Origin of the sequence: Bacillus cereus group sp. BceL291 (genome assembly GCF_051776705.1) — a bacterium.
GTDB lineage: Bacteria > Bacillota > Bacilli > Bacillales > Bacillaceae_G > Bacillus_A > Bacillus_A cereus.
Map to the genome: position 1 here is coordinate 276,787 of NZ_JBPWAP010000001.1, position 18,378 is coordinate 295,164.

Sequence of the window (18,378 nt, forward strand, 5' to 3'; positions counted from 1 at the left end):
TTTCTTTATTCTTCTAGGAATTAATGAATTGAAATCCGGACGAAAATCAATGAGTATCCCGTATTTTTTCGTTTCCAGTCTCATATTCTTCTTTTTAATATCAAACTACTTTCGTTATATGTAGAATGAAATTTTGACCAATTTAGCATTTATAATTATTTTCTCTCAGTAACTATTTCTTTCTACTTAAGGGGGATTCCATGTTAAAAAACATTCAAATTATAATCGCCACTATCGCTCTTTCTCTCGCCCTATTTAGCTTCTTTGCAAACTTCACTATTCTTTTACCTTACGTGTCTATCCTTTTAAGTATTATGTGTATCCTTTTTGGAATCGATGAAATAAAGAAGCAACAAAAAGCGAAAGCATTTGTTTATTTTCTCTGTTCTGCCTTTATTTTATATGTTGGAGTATCTAATATATTTTCATACAAAAGAAGAGTATGGTCGCTCTTAGCACAATAAAAAAACTGCCCTTTCACAGGCAGTTTTTCTTTTTATCCAAAAACTTTCTCAAGTTCATCTTTATCTTGGCTTAACCAGAAGTTCATTAAGCGTTGTGCTCCTTCTAAGTCGTGAAGCTTCGCTTGACCACATTGCGTTTCATTTGCAGCCGGAATTTCTGTAATTTGAACCGCATCTTTTAATGTTAGTTCTAATAAATCAATGATTTCTCGTACTGTCGGTGTTCCGCTTACTACAAGATAATATCCTGTTTGGCAGCCCATCGGTGAAATATCGATAATATCAAAGTGCGGATAACGATCAATATATTTACGTAAATTAAATGCTAATAAATGCTCTAACGTATGAATAACATCTGGTTTCATTGCTTGTTTATTCGGTTGGCAGAAACGAATATCGAATTTATTTACAATACCGTCACTACCTACATTGTGAACTCCGCAATGTCTTACATAAGGTGCCTTTACAATCGTATGATCTAATTCAAAGCTTTCTACTGATGGCATACAACATCTCTCCCGCTTTTAATTTAATTCCGTTATATCCAATATGATATAACGGAAATGCACATTAGTAAAGTATTATGTACAGTCGTGCTATAATACTTTAAGAATATGCTGAAAAGGAGACCGTTATGAAACAGATTTTTATTGGGATTATACGCTTTTATCAAAAGTTCATTTCTCCGATGACACCACCAACATGCCGTTTTTATCCAACTTGTTCTCATTATGGATTAGAAGCGTTTCAAAAACATGGTGCATTCAAAGGCTTTTGGCTTACTTGTAAGCGTATATTAAAATGTCACCCTTTCCACCCGGGAGGATTTGATCCTGTCCCAGATAAAAAGGATGACAAAGTAAATTCTTAATTGTCGTAACCATTCACAACTAAATCTAATTTTCCTGTATCAGGATCTATAACAAGACCGTGAACAGGTACTTCTTCCGGAAGTAATGGGTGGTTGCGAAGTACTGATACGCTATGTTCTACACTTTCTTCCACACTAGAGAAACCGCGCAAGAATTGTTCTAAATCGATTCCAGAATAACGAAGCATATCTAATTTCTCTTCTGTTATACCGCGTTCTTTCATTCTCTCAATCGTACTGCTTGCTTGAATTTTTGCCATACCACAATCATGGTGACCAACTACACATACTTCATCAGCGCCAAGTTCGTATACAGCGACTAAAATACTACGCATAATACTTCCAAATGGATGTGAAATAACAGCGCCTGCTACTTTAATAATTTTCACATCACCGTTACGCATATTCATCGCTTTTGGTAATAGTTCAACAAGTCGTGTATCCATACAAGAAATAATTACCATTTTTTTGTTTGGAAATTTCCCCGCTACAAACTCTTCATATTTTTTCTCTTCAACAAATTTCTCATTGTACTGCAAAATCTCTTCTAATGACTTCATAGTAAAGGACCCTCTTTTCTCTCGTTTACACTACATAAATAGTGTACCAAAATATGAAAAACTCAAAAAGGATATCGCTTTATAGTAAAAATAAGATATTTTCAGATAATCGACATAATTCTTTCAAAATATACACACATCTTTGTAACAAGTTTCACATACTTTAAACGTATTTTCACTATAAACTGATTGTAGATAATGTAAAAAAGGAGTGAATATTTATTATGTCCGACGTTCTGTTACTGAGTCGTTTTCAATTTGCAATTACTATTTTTTATCACTTTTTATTTGTACCTTTGACAATCGGACTTGTCATTTTAGTAGCATGTATGGAAACTCAATACGCCCGCACATTGAATCCAACATACCGTAAAATGGCAAATTTTTGGGGTAAATTATTTACAATTAACTTCGTAATGGGGATTATAACCGGGATTACGATGGAATTCCAATTTGGAACAAACTGGTCTGAGTACTCCAAATATATGGGAGACATTTTCGGATCCCCTCTCGCAATTGAAGCACTTGTTGCCTTCTTCTTAGAATCTACTTTCATGGGAATATGGTTATTCGGTAAAGACAAAATTTCACCAAAGTTTCGTGCCTTCTGTATGTGGATGGTTGCACTTGGAACAAACATTTCCGCCCTTTGGATTATTACAGCAAACGGCTTTATGCAAAACCCTGTTGGATACGTCGTGCGTAACGGCCGCGCTGAATTAAATGATTTCTGGGCACTCGTTACGAATCCATACGCTTGGAACATGTTCTTCCATACTGTAATTGGTTGTTATATTGTAGGTGCTTTCTTCGTTATGGCAATTAGTGCTTATCACTTATTACGTAAAAATGAAGTAGAATTCTTCAAAAAATCATTTAAGTTTGGTTTAATGTTAGGCTTATTCGCCGCAACAATTACACCGTTTATGGGACATCAATCTGGTGTATCAGCAGCTAAATATCAACCCGCAAAAGGTGCTGCGATGGAAGCAGTTTGGGAAACTGGAAAAGGACAAGGCTTCTCAATTGTTCAAATTCCTGATGTAAAAAATGAGAAGAACTTTGAATTCCTTACGATTCCAAAACTCGGAAGCTTCTTCTACACAAATTCATTTAATGGCGAAATTGTTGGTTTAAAAGATATTCCGAAAGATGAACGTCCAAATGTTAACCTCGTGTATTATAGCTTCCGCTTAATGGTTGCACTCGGCATGTTCTTTATGGCATTAACTTGGTATGGCTTCTATTTAAACCGAAAAGGAAAACTAGAAAACTCAAAACGTTATTTAAAAATTACAATATGGTCTGTCTTACTTCCTTATATCGCGATTAACGCAGGATGGATTGTCGCTGAAGTAGGTCGCCAACCATGGACAGTATATAAACTAATGCGTACAGCAGAATCTGTATCGCCTATATCTGTCCCGCAAATTTGGTTCTCATTAATTAGTTTAATTTTATTCTACACTTTACTTTTAATCGCAGACGTATACTTAATGCTGAAGTTCGCGAAAAAAGGACCTGCCGCATTAGAAGAATCTGCTACTGAGGGAGGTGTAGCTCATGTCTCATGATATGCTTGCAATCATCTGGTTCGGTTTATGGGGCGTGATTTGGACAGTTTACTTCATTCTTGACGGGTATGCACTTGGTAACGGAATGATTTTTCCTTTCGTTACGAAAGACCGACAAGAACGAAATCAATTACAAGAAGCAATTGGCCCGTTCTGGGGCGGTAATGAAGTATGGTTAATTACAGCTGGTGGCGCAACATTTGCTGCCTTCCCAGTCACATATGCTAATATGTTTAGTTATTTATATACACCGTTATTCTTAGTATTACTTGCACTATTTGCTCGTGCCGCTGGACTGGAATTCATGCATAAAGATGATTCACCAATTTGGCAAAAAACTTGTAAATGGGCATTTGCAATTGGCAGTTTCCTAATCGCCTTCTTATTCGGTGTTACGTTCGCTAATCTTTATTACGGACTACAAATCGGAAAAAATGGCTATGAAGGAAATTTACTTAGCTTACTAAACCATTACGGTATATTAGGTGGTCTTTTCTTCACTGCTATATTTGTCGTATCCGGTGCCCTTTGGGTCATGATTAAAACGACTGGTGAAGTATCTGATCGTGCTTATAAAATCGCAAGACCATTTTCAATGGCAGCTGCTATTATTTTAGCTATCTTCTATGTAGCAACTGCTAATCGGACAAACTTATTCCAAAACTTTACGGAATATCCGGTACTATTCATTCTTCCAGTACTTGCAATGCTAATGAGTGTACTCGCACTTATTATGGTGTACAAACATAAAATTGGCCTTGCATTCACATTCGTTTGCCTAACAATCGCAATGTTTATGACAACTGGCTTTGCAGGTATGTTCCCAAGAATGTTACCATCTCGTATTAACGATGCATACAGTACAACGTTATATAACGCAGCTGGTAGTCAATTAAACTTAAAAATTATGTTCTTCGTTGCAATGGTTATGGTACCAATCGTTATTGGATATCAGCTTTGGAGCTACAGTATTTTTAAAAATAAAATTCATAAAGACTCTGCTAAAGGGTATCACTAAAGTAAAAAAAGACACTTCGTTTGAAGTGTCTTTTTTTGTACGTATGATTTTCGATAAGATGTTATATTTCTAATCTAACAACTATAATACAGAAGAATCATTAACAGCTCACAGCTAGAGTGTAACATACAACAAACATGTTACTTTATGCAATTTTGCATTTTAAAATTATAACGTTGATTGAATAACTTGATCATACGCATCATTATCCCTTACATCCGCCGTACTAATCCCGCTAAACGTTTGTACTTTCATTCCTGTATTTGATGATCCCGATCCATTATAAGCTTTCGTCTTTTCAATCGGCTGTACGTTATATTTATCCCCTACATTAATTGTTCCATTGCAGTTTTCAATAATAACACCTTCCACAACTGCCGGCATTTTGTCACCCACTTTCATTTCTTTACTTTTATTTTATGAAAATCGCCTAGAAAAATAGCATGTTTCAATAAGAAAAAGCACTCAATTTGAGTGCTTTTTCTTTAAGCATAAAGACAAGTTTGGAGACAGTTGACTTCTTCAAAATTTTATTAGGGGTAATATTTTGAAAAAGAAAGCCTTTCATATGTAGGTTAACACCACTGGAATATATAGTAAATTGATAATGTTTATACGGAAGATTGCTAATGTTTAGTATAGATAGTTTACACTATGCTAACAGTGAAAATTATCTATACTAATAAAAAAAGGTGCCTTCAAAAAAGACACCTTTCAAAAACAGACACTATAAAACAGAATTATTTATTGTTATACGATTGTTAGATACAAAAAGTAGAGGGAAATGTTTGTATTAAATTCTGCTTTATAAAGTCTGTCTACAAATTATATTGTAATCCTCTTCATTTGAAAAAAAATATAATATGCACAATTGCATACAAAAAGAAAAAGCACTCTATTGAGTGCCTTTTCAACCATTTTACTTTTAATATATCGCTTTGAATATATTGTAACATATGTATCCATATATTTTATTGAGAAAATTCAAAATCCTTTTTCTTTCATTTTAACTTATAAAATCATGTAATATAAAAGGTATGTCAAATTCTTATACAAATTGAGGTGTACTATATTTATGATGTATTTCGGAATTATTCCTCTTATATTATTTATTATTTTTCTTATCTCATATTTAAAAGATCCGCGAAAAATAATAAACGGCTTTTTATTTAATTCCTTTGTCTGTTTTTTCCTTCTTTTTTGTGTGATTATATCTGTAAATTCAAGTAGTGATGTCCTACGCTATATTATAATTTTACCTATTTTAGCACTTCTTATTATGCTTCCTTTCGGTATTGTTGCTTTAATGTTTGGGCTATTTCTTAATGCTAGAATTTTAATGAAGCGAGAAGGAAGACGGTTCACTAACTGTTTAACACTCCTTGCTGCTTTAGGGATGTTATTCTTTATGTTACTCCCTATCATAAACCCAGCAAGTTTGGTCTCATCGCATTTAGAGCCTATTTTTGCAGCTATTTCTCTTATAAGCTTCTATTTCTTTATACACTTATCTAACTTCTTAAGCGCATATTTTTTATACCAATTCAACAGACCAAGACGTAATCAAGATTTCATTATCGTTCTTGGTAGCGGCTTAATTAATGATAAAGTACCACCATTACTTGCAAGCCGCATTAATAAAGCTATCGACTTCTATTGGAAACAAGCAGCTGTAAATACACCACCAACAATTATTTTCTCTGGTGGTCAAGGTCCAGATGAAGGTCTTCCAGAGGCAGAAGCAATGCAAAATTATGCTGTTGAAAAAGGAATTCCTCTTGAACATACGGTGCAAGAAAATCGCTCTGTAAACACATATCAAAATATGTTGTTCTCTAAAGAAATTATGGATTCTTTAAAACCTGAAGGTAAATATAAAAGTATTTTTACCACAAATAATTTCCACCTTTTCCGCGCTGGCATATACGCTAGACAAGCTGGTCTTAATAGCCAAGGAATCGGGTCAAAAACTGCATTTTATTACTGGCCTAACGCAATGATTCGCGAATATGTTGCGATTGTCGTAATGGGACGTAAGCGCCATATGAAAATATGTGGAACTATTTTAGGTTTCGCTTTATTCGTATCAGTACTTAGTTTTATATTTTCTTAATAGCATCCCATCCTTTGAAAGGATGGGATTTCTTATACTGATTTCAAAAATATTTTAAAGATAATATGGTGATAATATTCCCTGCATACATCCATTAAAGGAGAATTTTTTCAAATTAAATGTTAAAATAAAATTTAGGTGTGAATTACGTAACAAATAAGAAACTAGTTTGAAACGAGGAAATTATATGGAGAAAATTATCAAAAACAAGCCCAATAAGCTAAAAATTGCTTCAAAAGCTTTGATGATTATTATTGGGGCATTTATCACAGCGTACGGATTAGAAGCAGTATTAATTCCAAATAACGTATCAGACGGTGGTGTGACTGGTTTAAGTATCGTTAGTTCAAGATTATTTGGATTGCCATTAGGAGCTCTAATCGCAGTTATTAACATTCCTTTCGTTTGGTTAGGGTATAAGCAAATCGGTAAAAGCTTTGCGATTTATTCTATTATCGGAATTGCTTCATTAGCAGTAGGTACCGTTGTCATGCACGGAATACCAGCTATTATTGAAGGCGATACATTATTAGTTACAGTTGTTGGTGGTATTATCATCGGTTTTGGTATGGGACTAGCATTACGTAACGGTGGGGCATTAGATGGGATCGATATGCTTGCTGTATTGCTTTCTCGTAAGTTACCATTTGGAACGAGTGACCTTATTTTATTCTTAAACATGTTCGTATTTATTTTCGTATCAACGGTATTCGGTCTTCAAGGAGCTATCCTTTCCGCAATTGCTTACTTTATCGCTTCGAAAGTGATTCATATCGTTGAAGTTGGTTTAAGTGGTTCAAAAGCATTTAAAATTATTACAAAAGAGCCTGAATTAATGGTAGAAACAATTCGCGATCGTTTAGGCCGAAGTGCAACATATAACGAAGTATACGGTGGTTATTCAAGAGAGAAATTCAAAGAAATTTCTTGCGTAATTAACCGTTTAGAAGAAAGTAAAATGAAAGAACTTATTAATGAAATCGATCCACACGCCTTTATTACAGTTTATGACGTAGCAGAAGTAAAAGGCGGTAATTTCAAGAAACGTGATATTCATTAATCGTTATGAAACAGAGGGTGTGCCAAAATTTTGGCACACCCTCTGTTTATTATTAAGTTGCTATCGTTGTCAGTTTTTGTCGGTAAGTCGATATATTTCAATAATCGCTGATATATTTTGAGTTGTGGTCGATATATTCCAATAATCGCTGATATATTTTAAATTACGGTCGATATATTCTAATAATCGCTGATATATTTTTACTCGCCCCCTTATGCCTAAATCGTACCAACTGAAAGGGATTAATTCCCATAACAAAAAAGACCAAAAAGCAATTTACACTTTTCGGTCTCTACACTATCTTCTCTTCGTAATCTTACCTGAACCACCGACCCTCGTTTTCGGAGGAGATGTATTCCTTGGCGGCGTTTTAATAGATGATTTTGGCTTCACATCTGATCCGCTTGAACCGCCTGGTGTTTTCGTAATTTTCCCCTTGCTTCCAGTAGAAGGTGGGGGCGTCGTATTACTTCCTTTTTCAGTAATACTTCCCTTATCACCTACTGATGGTTTCGAATCTACATTATCGCCTCGCTTAATGATAGATCCTTTCCCTTCCTTCGTAATTGGAGGTGGGGTTTTCTTTTCTTCTTTCGTAGGTGGTCTTTCTGGAATAACTGGTTGATGATTTTGTCTGTCATTATATCCTCGGTAATCACCGGATGATGATCTTTTTGAACCGAATATATCGTTTAATATGCTACCCATAATATATCCTTGCAAGAAGGACGGTTGGTAATTTTGACGGACAAATTCTTTATTACTTATTTCAATTAACGTATCAGATGGTTTCTCTTTATCCTTTTGCAGGTTATAAATCTTATCAGAATAAACGAGGAACATTTGATTTTCGTCTTCTTTAGATGCTTGCTTCGGTTCTCTTTCGTTAATGAGTTCCTTCGCTACTTCAGGAACTGACCGATTGGCGGCCCTATACACGTAAGATTCTTGTTTACCTTCCTTGGCAACAGATTCAAGTGGATAACGGTCTTGAATCGACTTTGTCTGCCCGCCTTGACAACCTGATAAGGCATAACCAGCAACAACAAGTAATATAACGATAGCAAGTATAGGGATTACAAACGATTTAATCATGGTAAACAATCGGTTTGACATGATTACGCCCCCTTACGTTGCTCTTATAATTTGTACATCAGCAGGAATGATTGCTTCTCCCTCATACATCATTGTGCGACCATTTTGCCATTCAATACGCAATAATTTTCGATTATCTGATTGGAATTCCCATACGTACTGTTCTTCTGAAGCTGAGAATGGAGTTTTTCCCATAACAACAACACGTCCGTTATATTGTTCTTCCATATGGTACTCGGTATCATCCATTTCAATTGTCGTCGGAATTTCATCAATTGAATCTAAGCGACCATCAATTGGTGTATATAATTTGTAATACGTATTTTCACGATCTTCAATTTTTAAATAACGAATGTCTTTTCCATCTTGCAATGTCAAAACAATTTCCTTACGCGAATGCATACTCGTTTTCCCAATTAATTCATACATAACTAATGACACTTCAATCATATCGCCAGGAGCTAACGTTAAAAGACTCTTTTCCGGCTTCGGTGGCTCTGGGCTTTTCATTATATTTTTAATTCGTTTAAATAAACTCATGATTTACCCCTCCTTTTCTCTTTATAAACAAGCACCTAAAATAAGTGCACCAACAATATGTAATGATCCAGCTAACATCGCATGTGCAACGCTACCTTCTTTCGTACCTTCTTCTAAATCAAGACCAGACATTTTCTTTAATACGAATTCGATAAACATTTCTACCACTAATAAAATAACGAAAGAAACTGCTGATGCAAGAAGTGCTTGCCATAAGTCATTTGCTTTCGTAATTGATTGGGATAAAATGTACCCTTGTGCAAATAATTTCATAATAAAACGAGTTGTTACAGCTGTATTTCCATTTTTGATTTCTTTTAAATCATTGTATTTTGTAAAAATTGAATCAACCCACATAATTGCAAATAAAAGTACTGCACTCGCTCCAGTCCATACAAGCATGGCTAATACATTTGTCCATGTCATTGCAAAACCTCCTCTAAATATAATAGAAAACCGACATGAATATATTTAGACATGTCGGTTCATTTGTCTCTATTCTATATTATTTCTCATACTGCTTCATAATACGAGCTAATTCATCGTCAACAGCAGAATTTTTGTTTAAGCTTGCGAATTCATCATCTAATGATTTTTCTTTCTTATAAACTTCACCGCTCGCTTCTGCTTCAGCCTCTAATTGAAGAGCTTTCTCTTCCATACGGCTTAAACCAGCTTTTGCTGAGTTTGAATCAAATCCAGACATCGCCTGATTAATATTCTTTTGTGCTTTCGCCGCATTTACACGCGCTACAAGTGTCTCACGTTTATTTTTCAGCTCATTTAATTGCTTACGCATTTCTTCTAGCTTTAGGCGCAGGTTATCAGCAGCAGCTTTATTTTGCTCATAGCTTGCTTTATACTCATTCATCTTTTGCTCCGCATTTTGTTTTTCTTCTAGTGCACGGCGCGCAAGATCTAAGTTATTAGCTTGAACAGCCATATGAGCTTGCTCTTCACGTTTTTTCACAAGTGCTTCTTGCTCTTCAAATAATATTTTGAATTTCTTCTCAAGCGCGATTTGAGCTGCTACACTTTTCTCAGCTTCTTGTACATCCGCTTGCATATCGCGTAAATATTGATCCGTCATCTTAACTGGATCTTCCGCTTTCTCAATTAACGAATACACATTTGACATTGTTAAATCTCTTAATCGTTTAAATACAGACATCTAAATTCCTCCTATGATATACCTCATATTTCAAATTCACTACTTGGAAAACTGAAAAATCTCCCTTTACAGTAAAGAATATTCATTTTTACAGCCTATGTGTTTATTATAACAAAACTAATATGTCCTTACATGTTATTTCCAAAATACATCCATTATAATATGACATTCTATATACAATATTGTATTTCTAATATATTCTCATTATTCCTCTTTGAAATTAACTTACTTTTATGCAATTTCACTAAATTACATAAGTGTAATGTTACTGTAAGCTAACTCGATAGTTGCATTCTAATATTTCTTATACACTAATACCAGAAGCAACAAACAAGCTTCTTCACTTGTAAGCAATAATACAAAAATTGTATTTAATATAAAATATATAAAAGGAGAAATCATCATGAAAAAATTAGTAGGAATCGGATTAGCAGCAGCAATTTCACTTGGAGCATTATCAGGTTGTTCTTTATTAGGAGAGAAAGCGAACGGTTTTGTACTGTACGGCTCAGAAGAACAAGTTCAGCAAATTACAGATAAAAACAAAAAAGAAGTGAAAGAAAAAGACTTCTATAAAATGAAAATGACAACATTAGATGGTAAAAAAGTTCTTGTAATGGATAAGAAAACTGGTGAGGAACTAGTGAAAAAAGAGTTACTTAGCAAAGTTGATGAAAAAGACAACACGAAACCACTTGATAAATTACCAGCTGTAACAACAGAACAAGGTGTATTATTTGCAAAAGAAAAAGTAGAAAATGCTACACTTGATGGAGCGAAATTAAAATATGAAGGCAACACAATTATCGGAAGTGGCCGTGCATATACAGATATGTATGCGATTGTCGATGACGCAACTTACAACAATGTAAAAGGTGATGAAAAATCTGTAGGTGTATTAAAATTTGATAAAGACCCAAGTAAAGAATTCCCTGGTTACAACGGCGTCGAAGCTTCTCAACTTGTAAAAATTAAAAAGTAAAACAAAAAAGCTTTGCGACATTCGCAAAGCTTTTTTCTATTTATTATGAGCAACTTGTTCCATATCTGGACTACAAGTTTTCGACTGACATGACTTATTTAAAGAACATGCTGCGCATTTTCCCTTTTTACTTCTCTTTACAAAATTAACTAACGTGTATGCTGCATAACCAAAAATGATAGCTCCAATTATAATATTGACCATCATCGTAATACATCTCCTTCTAGAATCCGAGTAAGGATCCAACTTGATATATAATGAGCGTTAATACATAAGCAACTACGAGTGGATAAACGACTGAGAAAATCGTCCATTTCGCTGATCCTGTTTCACGTTTAATAACAGCTACCGTCGCTAAACACGGAACATATAATAAAATAAAGAACATAAATGCATAAGCTGATAATGCTGTATAATGTACTCCCATTACATTTCCAAGCACATCTTCTTTAACTGCATAAATAATTGCCATTGTAGAAACGACAACTTCCTTCGCTAAAAATCCTGTTAAAAGGGATGCTGCAGCTTGCCACGTTCCAAAGCCGAGCGGTGCGAATAGCGGTGCGATAAATCCACCAATCATCGCTAAGTAACTGTCTCCCATATCAACACCAAATCCTGATGGACCTGCATAGTTTAATAACCAAATGACAACCGAACCACCAAAGATGAATGTACCAGCTTTACGAACAAATCCTTTTCCTTTCTCCCACGTGCTCAGCCATAATGTTTTCGCTTGTGGCACACGGTAAGGCGGTAATTCAATTACGAAAATAGACTTTTCCGCTTTCAAAATCGTAAGAGACATAATTTTTGTAACTAATAACGCAAGAACAATCCCTGCAACATATAAAGAAAATACAACAGTCGCCTGACTATGCGGGAAGAATACGCCCGCAAATAATGCATATACAGGTAATCGTGCTGAACAAGACATAAATGGTGTTACTAAAATGGTAAGTAAACGTTCTTTCTCCTGTTCAATCGTTCTCGCAGCCATAATACCTGGAACGTTACATCCAAAACCGATAATCATCGGAATAAAAGCTTTTCCGTTTAAGCCGAAAAACTCCATAATTCTATCCATAACAACTGCAATTCGCGCCATATACCCTGAGTCTTCTAATAATGAAATGAAAAAGAATAGTGCAAAGATTTGTGGTACGAATACTAATACAGCACCAACACCGGCAATAATACCTTCTGTAACGAGTGCTTGAATAAAATGAGAAGCTCCAATACTTGTAAGTCCAGCCGTCACCCAATCCGTAAGCTGGCCACCAAAAAACTCATCTAACATATCAGATAAAGGTGTACCAATCCACGTAAACGTAACCTGAAAAATAAAAAACATAACTGCTAAAAAGATTGGAAGTCCTAAAATTTTATGTGTAATTAATCTATCAATTTTTTCTGAAAAAGGAATTTTTCCTTCTTTCTCATGCTTCATAACATTTGTTTTTAACTTTTCAATATACGCTTCACGAGTTTTGTAAATGTGCTCTTCTAACGTACAATCAAGTTTTCCTTCTAAGCGAGATCGAATGGCTATGAGTTCCTTATAAATTGGTAATGCTTTCATTTCTTTTTCTACTACTTCGTTATTGCTTAAAAATTGAAGTGCTAACCATCTCGGATGCTCGTAATTCACTGTCTCTAAAAGAGCAATTACTTCTCCAATTCCTTCATCCATTTGTACACCATATGAAATAAGGAATGGCTTTTTCTCTTTTTTGTCATTTTCTTTAAGAGTCGTAAGCAGTTCTTCACAGCCTTTTCCACTCCTTGCAACAACAGGAACGACTGTTACACCTAATAGTTCTGATAATCGTTTTACATTAATGACAATTCCTCTTTGCTTCGCCACATCAACCATGTTTAAACCAATTGAGACTGGCTTACCAAATTCAAGTAACTGCAACGTTAAATGCATATTTCTTTCAAACTGCGAGGAATCTACGATATTTAACATATGATTAAATTCTTCTGTTAATAGAAAGTTTGTTACAACACCTTCATCACGTGAAACTGGATTTAAATCATAAACACCTGGTAAATCAATTAATGTTCCTTGTCTATCTTTTAATTTACCAACCTTCTTTTCTACTGTTACACCGCTCCAGTTTCCTACATACTCATAAGAACCAGTAAGTGCATTAAATAATGATGTCTTCCCTGTATTCGGATTTCCTAGCAAAGCTACCTTATTCACGCTAATTCCACCTTTATCATTTTCGCGTCACAATGACGAATACTAATTAACTGTCCACGACACTCCAATGTACAAGGACCTTTAAACATCGCTTTCTGTTTCAGGCGAAGTTCGCTTCCTTCAGCAAGACCGAAAGCAGCTAGTCTACGCTTTAATAGCTGATCTAAAGACTGAATACTTTTTACTAACACTTTCTCTCCAATTTTAATATCTACTAAACTCATAACCTTCCCCCTCAGAAGAGAATGATAATTATTTTCAAAAAAATTATACCACACCCAATTTCTCTTGTACTATACCCTTTTGCTTCATATTTATTAACATTTCGCTACAATTCTATTTCAATTATTGTCATACTGTATTCGTTTGCCATTCTCATCCATTTCGCTTACAATAAACAATAGCAAATAAAGAATCTCGTTATCACTGGGGAGCCATGCCGCTGAGAGGGAACACTTCGTTCCGACCCTTCGAACCTGTTAGTTAATGCTAACGCAGGGATTGTGCAAACGTCCGAAATACATACCTCATTTTTATTTACGTATTTCGTATCCTCCTATGATATCTATTCTTTTTTGTACAACTTGGATTTAGGGGGAGACAACATGCGTAACACTAATTTACAAGCGATGATCGAATCTGCTATTCTTGCAGCCTTCGCCATGATTATCGATATTTTACCATTATCACTTAAACTTCCAACAGGCGGTTCTATCTCATTCGCTATGATTCCTATTTTTATTATTGCTTACCGCTGGGGCTTTAAATCAGCTTTCTTAGGTGGTTTAGTTTGGGGACTATTACAAATAGTCGTGGGGGATGCTTATATTTTAACACCTGTTCAAGCATTCATTGAGTACTTCATTGCCTTTGCTTTTATCGGATTTGCTGGCTTATTCTATCGTCCAATTCAAAAAGCACTTTTAACGTCTAATGAAAATAGTGAAGAACATTCAAGTTTAGGTAGTCGCAATGAAAAACCTTCAGCAAAACAAAACCATGGTAAGAAAATCCTTGTTTACATTATCCTTGCTACATTTGTCGGTAGCTTTGCTCGCTATTTCTGTCACTTTATTGCCGGTATTATTTTCTGGGGACAATATGCGCCGAAAGGTCAATCAGCTGTGTTATATTCATTAATCGTAAATGGAAGTACAATGCTTGGTTCTTTTATTTTATGTACAGTTTTACTTATATTTTTATTCCTCACTTCCCCACGCTTATTCAAAAGCATCAGTGCTTATCAAATGAATACACAAAAAAAGGGCGCTTAATGAGCGCTCTTTTTTCATATCGTAATATTAATTAAAAATACAATAAATGCGCAAAAGAAAATAAATACCATTATACTTAGCCAATTGCTATGCACGGTTCATCGACTCCTTACATAACCTCATTTTCTAACCAGATTATATCGCTTAAAAATAAAGATTAGGTAAAGATAATATGAAAATAAATTAAAAAAAGCGTAGCATGCATTATCTACGCTTTTTTCGGTAAGTAAAAGTAAAATAATACACCGTCTTCTGTATTTTTCACTCCATATTCAGCATCGTGTAATTCTAAAATATTTTTAGAAATAGCAAGCCCCAGTCCCGTCCCACCTTGTGAACGCTGACGAGCTGTATCCACGCGATAAAAACGATCCCAAATTTTATCTAATTGTTCTTCTTCAATGTGAGTACCTTTATTTTCAATACAAACTTTTATACGATCCTTCTCATCTATTGCAGAAATAATAATATCTTCTTTATTTGGTGTATAACGTATGGCATTCGTAATGAAGTTAACGATGACTTGTTCAATCCGGCCTTGATTTGCAATCACTTCAAATGAATGTATATTTTTATGAACATGAAGTTCTTTTTTCTCTATTTCCACAGATAGATGTTCACATATATCTTCAATTACTGTATCAATATAAAACGCAGACTTTTTCATTTTATATGTACCAGATTCAAATTTAGCTAGCTCAAGCATATCCAAAATTAAAGTATCCATTTTGTCTACTTCTCTCTCCATCGCTTGAAAATAATACTCTTTTTTATGCTCAGCTACCCCGTCTTTTAAAATGGAAATACAACTTTTCATAATACTTAGCGGTGTTTTTAATTCATGCGAAACACCAGAAATGAATTCTTTCCGTGTATTTTCTAACTTTCTTTCCTTTTCAATATCTTCTTCTAACTGTCCAATATGTGAATGGAGTTTATTTGATAGCACATTAATATTTTTCGACAAATCTCCAATTTCATCTTTTGAAGTAATCGGTATTTTTTCTGTAAAATCTAATTGTGCTATTTTCTTCGTCGTATCATTTATTTTTAATAACGGTTTGGCAATTTGTTTTGAGTAATAGAACGAAGCTAAAAAAATAAGAACGACTACAAATGCAATGATATAGATGTAATAATCTTGCACCATTTGTACAGCTTCATCTACGGGCTGTAAAGAAGCCATCGCATAAATATATGTTACTGATCCGTCTTTTTCTATTGGCTTGATTAATAATTTATATTTAATATCATTTTTTTCATAGTCCATTGTTTGTGTTGTATATTGTATGGGCTTGCTCTCTTTTAATAATAAATTAGTTTGAAATTCTTTTATGCTATCTAAGAAGATGCCATTTTTATAAATTGGATTCACAGGACCTTTTACATCTGGTAACTGTACTTTTGTAACACGTCCTCCTATGTAAACGCCTAATTCCTGAGCAGCTTGCTCCTGAACAGCTGGTTTCTTTTCCTTAACAAGTTGTTCCTCAACTGCTCTCTTTTTCTCCTCATTTAATTTGCTCATTTTCTCATTAAATGCTTTTTCTAACGGTTTATTAGATCCACTTAAATTCTGCTTAGATAAAGAAAAAGAGAATGGAATAAAACTATCTTCTTTTCTCACTCCAGAAAAATAAATTTCTTGCCCTAAAAACTGCTCTGATAATTTATTATCAATTTCCTCTATATTGACGAGATTACCTAAGGGAATTTTAAATATTTGTTGTCCAAAGCTCTTTTGTTGCCTACGATCTATCGTTACTTCAAAATAAAAATCATCTGCATGTTTTAAATTCCCGTTCTTATCTAATGTCGTAATCCACGTATTATTTTCTCTTAAAAAGTCTTGCTCTAGTTTCTGAATTTCTTCTGCATTTCCTGCACGATTTAAATAGTTCTTCTCAAAAGAATTTAAATTCACTTTAATATCTTCCACTTTTCGATTCGCATAATATTGTTTAAAAAATATCGTTTGTCCAATAAATATCGTCGCTAAAATCAACATACATAATGCTGTTGTAAGAGTAAATAATTTTAGTACAATTCCTTTCTTCATACATTCCCCTCAAATTTATAACCAGTTCGTACTACAGTTGTAATATACTTTGCTTTCTCTCCTAATTTATTTCTTAAATTACGAATATGGCTATTCACCGTTCGATCATCGCCAGCAAATTCATATCCCCAAATTCTTGAAATGAGTTGCTCTCGCGTTAAAACGATTCCTTGATTTTTCATGAAATACACCAATATTTCAAACTCCGTATGCGTTAAACTAACATCTGCCTCATCAACAGTAACAGTACGCGACGGAAAATGGACATGGATGCCATGAATCGATAACGTATCATCTTCGTTCTCTAAAGGGTTCTTCGATGCTTTTCTACTTTCTAATAATCGTTTCGCTCTTGCTAATAAAATTGGAGGACTATACGGCTTCGTCACATAGTCATCTGCTCCAAGTTCAAAACCAAGTAACGTATCGTCTTCATCTACACGCGCCGTCAGCATAATAATAGGCACCTCGGACGTCTTCCTAATCCTTCGGCAAACAGACCATCCATCGAGTTCTGGCAACATAATATCTAAAATAACTAAATCAACCTCTTCTTCTTCAAATACAACTAAAGCCTCTTTCCCGTCCCTCGCTTCAAACACTACATATTGTTCACTTAAAAAATAATCTTTTAATATTTCACGTAATATGTCTTCATCTTCAACAATTAAAATGTTTTTTGACATAACTTATATATCCCCCTCTCGCTTTCAGAAACTATAATTTCACTTTGAATAACTGCCAGTTAACTTCGCCTCGATAATATATCTATCTGGTGCATCCCCTATATAATCAAATGGGTAACAAGTTGTCAGTGTTAATATCGGTTCTTCTTTTTTTATAATAACAGTACGATCATCCGCATGAGTAATCCATGTCTTTTGAATTTCATATGTGTACGTTTTATTATCATACTCTAAAACAAGGGTATCCTTTTCTTTCAACTCTTCTAAATCTGTAAATACAGTATCTCGATGTCCACTCAGTACAGTATGTCCCCCTCCAGATGGAGTTGTCGTTAAATCACTAACGAACATACCCACTCCTTTTTTCAAAGTCGTATCATCTGCTCCCCAATATATAGAAAACTTCTTCTTTATTTTCGGTATGTTTAACATCGCTACCTTTTCTCCTTCTTTATGTTCTGTTTGAGAAGAAGGCACTTGAGAAGTTACAGGTGTTTCATGAGAAAGTTGAGTATCTTGTATATTTTTAAGGCTCTTTATTTCTTCTGCCGTTAATTGCCCGGCAGAGCTTCTTCCTTTATACCATTCCACAGCATAATAGGATCCCATGAATAGCCCTATAGCCATCAATATGATACCGATATAATTGAGTAACTTCATTCTTCATTCCTCCATGCCAAAAATGGTAGGAGTAACCTA

21 protein-coding genes are annotated in these 18,378 nt (G+C 34.5%); 8 read left to right on the top strand and 13 right to left on the bottom strand.

The window, feature by feature from the left end:
* Positions 1-200: 200 nt before the first annotated feature.
* A complete protein-coding gene (locus ACS2CR_RS01475) occupies positions 201-464 on the top strand; it encodes a YczI family protein (RefSeq protein WP_053514591.1) in 264 nt (87 codons plus the stop codon).
* A gap of 32 nt (positions 465-496) precedes the next feature.
* On the opposite strand, the gene luxS is transcribed toward ACS2CR_RS01475, so the two are convergent.
* Positions 497-970 (bottom strand): S-ribosylhomocysteine lyase LuxS, encoded by a 474-nt coding sequence (gene luxS, locus ACS2CR_RS01480; protein WP_001141371.1) that lies wholly within the window; start codon positions 968-970, stop codon positions 497-499.
* Between the two features lie 128 nt (positions 971-1,098).
* Between luxS and yidD the strand changes: the two genes are divergently transcribed.
* Positions 1,099-1,335: a membrane protein insertion efficiency factor YidD gene (yidD, locus tag ACS2CR_RS01485; RefSeq protein ID WP_000809330.1), complete on the top strand. Its 237-nt coding sequence runs from the start codon at positions 1,099-1,101 to the stop codon at positions 1,333-1,335.
* Here yidD and ACS2CR_RS01490 read toward each other — a convergent pair.
* Positions 1,332-1,895: a beta-class carbonic anhydrase gene (locus ACS2CR_RS01490; RefSeq protein WP_000838164.1), complete on the bottom strand. Its 564-nt coding sequence runs from the start codon at positions 1,893-1,895 to the stop codon at positions 1,332-1,334. The two genes, yidD and ACS2CR_RS01490, sit on opposite strands and share 4 nt — an antisense overlap.
* Positions 1,896-2,119: 224 nt before the next feature.
* Between ACS2CR_RS01490 and cydA the strand changes: the two genes are divergently transcribed.
* Together cydA and cydB are read left to right on the top strand one after the other, a co-directional pair.
* On the top strand, positions 2,120-3,469 hold the full coding sequence (gene cydA, locus ACS2CR_RS01495; RefSeq protein ID WP_053514589.1) for a cytochrome ubiquinol oxidase subunit I: 1,350 nt from the start codon (positions 2,120-2,122) through the stop codon (positions 3,467-3,469).
* On the top strand, positions 3,459-4,487 hold the full coding sequence (cydB, locus tag ACS2CR_RS01500; RefSeq protein ID WP_000017662.1) for a cytochrome d ubiquinol oxidase subunit II: 1,029 nt from the start codon (positions 3,459-3,461) through the stop codon (positions 4,485-4,487). The genes cydA and cydB overlap by 11 nt, the downstream gene beginning before the upstream one ends.
* 168 nt (positions 4,488-4,655) lie before the next feature.
* On the opposite strand, the gene ACS2CR_RS01505 is transcribed toward cydB, so the two are convergent.
* Positions 4,656-4,889, bottom strand: coding sequence for a spore germination protein (locus tag ACS2CR_RS01505; RefSeq protein ID WP_002062565.1), 234 nt, complete (start codon positions 4,887-4,889; stop codon positions 4,656-4,658).
* Between the two features lie 673 nt (positions 4,890-5,562).
* Between ACS2CR_RS01505 and ACS2CR_RS01510 the strand changes: the two genes are divergently transcribed.
* Together ACS2CR_RS01510 and ACS2CR_RS01515 are read left to right on the top strand one after the other, a co-directional pair.
* Positions 5,563-6,600 carry a YdcF family protein gene (locus tag ACS2CR_RS01510; protein ID WP_000990102.1) on the top strand — a complete coding sequence of 346 codons (1,038 nt, stop codon included), beginning with the start codon at positions 5,563-5,565 and terminating at the stop codon, positions 6,598-6,600.
* A 187-nt stretch (positions 6,601-6,787) separates the two neighbouring features.
* Positions 6,788-7,660 carry a YitT family protein gene (locus ACS2CR_RS01515; protein ID WP_000411244.1) on the top strand — a complete coding sequence of 291 codons (873 nt, stop codon included), beginning with the start codon at positions 6,788-6,790 and terminating at the stop codon, positions 7,658-7,660.
* A gap of 297 nt (positions 7,661-7,957) precedes the next feature.
* On the opposite strand, the gene ACS2CR_RS01520 is transcribed toward ACS2CR_RS01515, so the two are convergent.
* From ACS2CR_RS01520 to ACS2CR_RS01535, 4 genes are all read right to left on the bottom strand, one after another.
* Positions 7,958-8,776: a DUF4247 domain-containing protein gene (locus ACS2CR_RS01520; RefSeq protein WP_000071185.1), complete on the bottom strand. Its 819-nt coding sequence runs from the start codon at positions 8,774-8,776 to the stop codon at positions 7,958-7,960.
* A 12-nt stretch (positions 8,777-8,788) separates the two neighbouring features.
* Positions 8,789-9,295, bottom strand: coding sequence for a DUF4178 domain-containing protein (locus ACS2CR_RS01525; RefSeq protein ID WP_000051746.1), 507 nt, complete (start codon positions 9,293-9,295; stop codon positions 8,789-8,791).
* Positions 9,296-9,316: 21 nt separating this feature from the next.
* Positions 9,317-9,721 (bottom strand): DUF350 domain-containing protein, encoded by a 405-nt coding sequence (locus ACS2CR_RS01530; RefSeq protein ID WP_000220321.1) that lies wholly within the window; start codon positions 9,719-9,721, stop codon positions 9,317-9,319.
* Positions 9,722-9,800: 79 nt separating this feature from the next.
* Positions 9,801-10,466, bottom strand: coding sequence for a PspA/IM30 family protein (locus ACS2CR_RS01535; RefSeq protein WP_000110280.1), 666 nt, complete (start codon positions 10,464-10,466; stop codon positions 9,801-9,803).
* Between the two features lie 403 nt (positions 10,467-10,869).
* Here ACS2CR_RS01535 and ACS2CR_RS01540 point away from each other — a divergent pair, with 403 nt between their 5' ends.
* Positions 10,870-11,448 (top strand): lipoprotein BA_5634 family protein, encoded by a 579-nt coding sequence (locus ACS2CR_RS01540; RefSeq protein WP_000737502.1) that lies wholly within the window; start codon positions 10,870-10,872, stop codon positions 11,446-11,448.
* A 36-nt stretch (positions 11,449-11,484) separates the two neighbouring features.
* On the opposite strand, the gene ACS2CR_RS01545 is transcribed toward ACS2CR_RS01540, so the two are convergent.
* The 3 genes from ACS2CR_RS01545 to ACS2CR_RS01555 are packed head-to-tail and all read right to left on the bottom strand — an operon-like array spanning position 11,485 to position 13,884.
* Complete coding sequence (locus tag ACS2CR_RS01545; protein WP_000989593.1) at positions 11,485-11,655, bottom strand: FeoB-associated Cys-rich membrane protein; 171 nt, start codon at positions 11,653-11,655, stop codon at positions 11,485-11,487.
* A 16-nt stretch (positions 11,656-11,671) separates the two neighbouring features.
* On the bottom strand, positions 11,672-13,660 hold the full coding sequence (feoB, locus tag ACS2CR_RS01550; RefSeq protein WP_016110840.1) for a ferrous iron transport protein B: 1,989 nt from the start codon (positions 13,658-13,660) through the stop codon (positions 11,672-11,674).
* Positions 13,657-13,884 (bottom strand): FeoA family protein, encoded by a 228-nt coding sequence (locus tag ACS2CR_RS01555; protein ID WP_000060512.1) that lies wholly within the window; start codon positions 13,882-13,884, stop codon positions 13,657-13,659. The genes feoB and ACS2CR_RS01555 overlap by 4 nt, the downstream gene beginning before the upstream one ends.
* A gap of 381 nt (positions 13,885-14,265) precedes the next feature.
* Between ACS2CR_RS01555 and thiT the strand changes: the two genes are divergently transcribed.
* Complete coding sequence (gene thiT / locus ACS2CR_RS01560) at positions 14,266-14,934, top strand: energy-coupled thiamine transporter ThiT (RefSeq protein WP_001246585.1); 669 nt, start codon at positions 14,266-14,268, stop codon at positions 14,932-14,934.
* 208 nt (positions 14,935-15,142) lie between these two features.
* On the opposite strand, the gene ACS2CR_RS01565 is transcribed toward thiT, so the two are convergent.
* The 3 genes from ACS2CR_RS01565 to ACS2CR_RS01575 are packed head-to-tail and all read right to left on the bottom strand — an operon-like array spanning position 15,143 to position 18,339.
* Positions 15,143-16,993 carry a sensor histidine kinase gene (locus ACS2CR_RS01565; RefSeq protein ID WP_053514588.1) on the bottom strand — a complete coding sequence of 617 codons (1,851 nt, stop codon included), beginning with the start codon at positions 16,991-16,993 and terminating at the stop codon, positions 15,143-15,145.
* Positions 16,990-17,679 (bottom strand): response regulator transcription factor, encoded by a 690-nt coding sequence (locus ACS2CR_RS01570; RefSeq protein ID WP_053514587.1) that lies wholly within the window; start codon positions 17,677-17,679, stop codon positions 16,990-16,992. Before ACS2CR_RS01570 ends, ACS2CR_RS01565 begins: the two co-directional genes overlap by 4 nt.
* A gap of 39 nt (positions 17,680-17,718) precedes the next feature.
* On the bottom strand, positions 17,719-18,339 hold the full coding sequence (locus tag ACS2CR_RS01575; RefSeq protein WP_000771590.1) for a class D sortase: 621 nt from the start codon (positions 18,337-18,339) through the stop codon (positions 17,719-17,721).
* Positions 18,340-18,378 lie beyond the last annotated feature (39 nt).

Bases quoted from the DNA above. Each gene is read 5' to 3' on its own strand.
- ACS2CR_RS01565 (WP_053514588.1), bottom strand. From the start codon at position 16,993: ATGAAGAAAGGAATTGTACTAAAATTATTTACTCTTACAACAGCATTA.
- ACS2CR_RS01530 (WP_000220321.1), bottom strand. From the start codon at position 9,721: ATGACATGGACAAATGTATTAGCCATGCTTGTATGGACTGGAGCGAGT.
- ACS2CR_RS01545 (WP_000989593.1), bottom strand. From the start codon at position 11,655: ATGATGGTCAATATTATAATTGGAGCTATCATTTTTGGTTATGCAGCA.
- ACS2CR_RS01520 (WP_000071185.1), bottom strand. From the start codon at position 8,776: ATGTCAAACCGATTGTTTACCATGATTAAATCGTTTGTAATCCCTATA.
- ACS2CR_RS01575 (WP_000771590.1), bottom strand. From the start codon at position 18,339: ATGAAGTTACTCAATTATATCGGTATCATATTGATGGCTATAGGGCTA.
- luxS (WP_001141371.1), bottom strand. From the start codon at position 970: ATGCCATCAGTAGAAAGCTTTGAATTAGATCATACGATTGTAAAGGCA.
- ACS2CR_RS01475 (WP_053514591.1), top strand. From the start codon at position 201: ATGTTAAAAAACATTCAAATTATAATCGCCACTATCGCTCTTTCTCTC.
- ACS2CR_RS01525 (WP_000051746.1), bottom strand. From the start codon at position 9,295: ATGAGTTTATTTAAACGAATTAAAAATATAATGAAAAGCCCAGAGCCA.
- thiT (WP_001246585.1), top strand. From the start codon at position 14,266: ATGCGTAACACTAATTTACAAGCGATGATCGAATCTGCTATTCTTGCA.
- ACS2CR_RS01505 (WP_002062565.1), bottom strand. From the start codon at position 4,889: ATGAAAGTGGGTGACAAAATGCCGGCAGTTGTGGAAGGTGTTATTATT.
- ACS2CR_RS01510 (WP_000990102.1), top strand. From the start codon at position 5,563: ATGATGTATTTCGGAATTATTCCTCTTATATTATTTATTATTTTTCTT.
- cydB (WP_000017662.1), top strand. From the start codon at position 3,459: ATGTCTCATGATATGCTTGCAATCATCTGGTTCGGTTTATGGGGCGTG.
- cydA (WP_053514589.1), top strand. From the start codon at position 2,120: ATGTCCGACGTTCTGTTACTGAGTCGTTTTCAATTTGCAATTACTATT.
- ACS2CR_RS01540 (WP_000737502.1), top strand. From the start codon at position 10,870: ATGAAAAAATTAGTAGGAATCGGATTAGCAGCAGCAATTTCACTTGGA.
- ACS2CR_RS01515 (WP_000411244.1), top strand. From the start codon at position 6,788: ATGGAGAAAATTATCAAAAACAAGCCCAATAAGCTAAAAATTGCTTCA.
- ACS2CR_RS01570 (WP_053514587.1), bottom strand. From the start codon at position 17,679: ATGTCAAAAAACATTTTAATTGTTGAAGATGAAGACATATTACGTGAA.
- ACS2CR_RS01555 (WP_000060512.1), bottom strand. From the start codon at position 13,884: ATGAGTTTAGTAGATATTAAAATTGGAGAGAAAGTGTTAGTAAAAAGT.
- ACS2CR_RS01490 (WP_000838164.1), bottom strand. From the start codon at position 1,895: ATGAAGTCATTAGAAGAGATTTTGCAGTACAATGAGAAATTTGTTGAA.
- ACS2CR_RS01535 (WP_000110280.1), bottom strand. From the start codon at position 10,466: ATGTCTGTATTTAAACGATTAAGAGATTTAACAATGTCAAATGTGTAT.
- yidD (WP_000809330.1), top strand. From the start codon at position 1,099: ATGAAACAGATTTTTATTGGGATTATACGCTTTTATCAAAAGTTCATT.